The 1,360-nt window shown below is 66.8% G+C and carries 1 protein-coding gene; it reads left to right on the top strand.

What is annotated here, in order from left to right; genetic code table 11:
• Nucleotides 1–46: 46 nt before the first annotated feature.
• Nucleotides 47–1,180, top strand: a complete 1,134-nt coding sequence (locus tag ACLJQM_RS48160; RefSeq protein ID WP_247013887.1) for an IS701 family transposase — start codon at nucleotides 47–49, stop codon at nucleotides 1,178–1,180.
• Nucleotides 1,181–1,360 lie beyond the last annotated feature (180 nt).

Below are 1,360 nucleotides of genomic sequence, written 5' to 3'. Positions count from 1 at the left end.
CCTAGTACTGCAACGGCAGTTAGTGGTGTTGTGGTAGATCATCCTGGTGGTGGTCGATGTGGTGATGGATCAGCTGGACCGGGTGCATGAGCGGATTGCGGGCCGGTTCGCGCGGTCGGAACCTCGAGGTCGGGCGCGGGAGTATGTGTCTGGGCTGGTCGCGGGTCTGGAGCGGAAGAACGGGTGGACGCTGGCCGAGCAGGCCGGTGAGGTCTCGCCGGACGGGATGCAGCGGCTGCTGCGCTGGGCGGACTGGGACATCGACGGTGTCCGCGACGACGTTCGGGACTACGTGATCGAGCATCTCGGCGAACCCGGTGGCGTGCTGATCGTCGACGACACCGGGTTCCTGAAGAAAGGCACCCGGTCGGCCGGCGTGCAGCGGCAGTACTCCGGCACCGCCGGACGGATCGAGAACTGCCAGATCGGCACCTTCCTGGCCTATGCCGGTGCCGGCGGACATGCACTGATCGACCGGGAGCTCTATCTGCCCGAGCCGTGGATTGCCGACCAGGATCGGTGCCGGCGAGCAGGGATTCCGGCCGGGACCGAGTTCGAGACCAAACCCCGCCAAGCCATGGCGATGCTGGCACGGGCATTCGCCGCGAAGGTGCCGTTCACCTGGATCACCGCCGATGAGGCCTATGGGCAGGTCAAGTACCTGCGGTTGTGGCTGGAAGCCCACGACGCCGCGCACGTGCTGGCCACCAAGGTCAACGACACCCTGGTCTCCACCGGCGGTCGCGAAGCCCGCGCCGACGAACTGATCGCGCAGTTGCCCGCTCGGTCGTGGCGGCGGCTGTCGGTCGGTGCCGGGGCGCACGGGCCCCGCGAGTACGACTGGGCGCGGGTGCCGATCCGGATCGGCTGGCAGCCGGGACGTGGACACTGGCTGCTCGCCCGCCGCTCACTCTCAGACCCGACCGAGATCGCCTACTACGTCTGCTACGGACCTCGCCGTTCGAGCCTGCTGAACCTGGCCTGGATCGCCGGGACTCGCTGGCGGATCGAGGAGTGTTTCCAGCAAGCCAAGAACGAAGCCGGACTCGACCACTACCAGGTCCGGTCCTGGCGGGCCTGGTATGCCCACATCACCCTGGCCATGCTCGCTCACGCCTGGCTTGCGGTCTCCCGATCCCTTGTCGCAAAAGGGGAACCGGCGTCGCCGAGCCGGGCATGATCGGATTCACGCTACCGGAGATCAGGCGTCTGCTTATCAAGCTGGTGCTGCGTGTCGCCGACGCCGCCGACCACATCTGGGCCTGGTCCCGCTTCCGCCGTCGACGACAACACCAAGCTCGCCTCAGCCACTACAAACGACGAGGCTACCCACTCACCTAACTGCCGTTGCAGTACTAGG

Source organism: Amycolatopsis sp. cmx-4-83, assembly GCF_046548815.1.
In the GTDB taxonomy this organism is placed as follows: domain Bacteria; phylum Actinomycetota; class Actinomycetes; order Mycobacteriales; family Pseudonocardiaceae; genus Amycolatopsis; species Amycolatopsis pretoriensis_A.
Note: the sequence above shows the minus strand (reverse complement) of the source record. Positions and strands in the feature narration are given on the sequence as shown.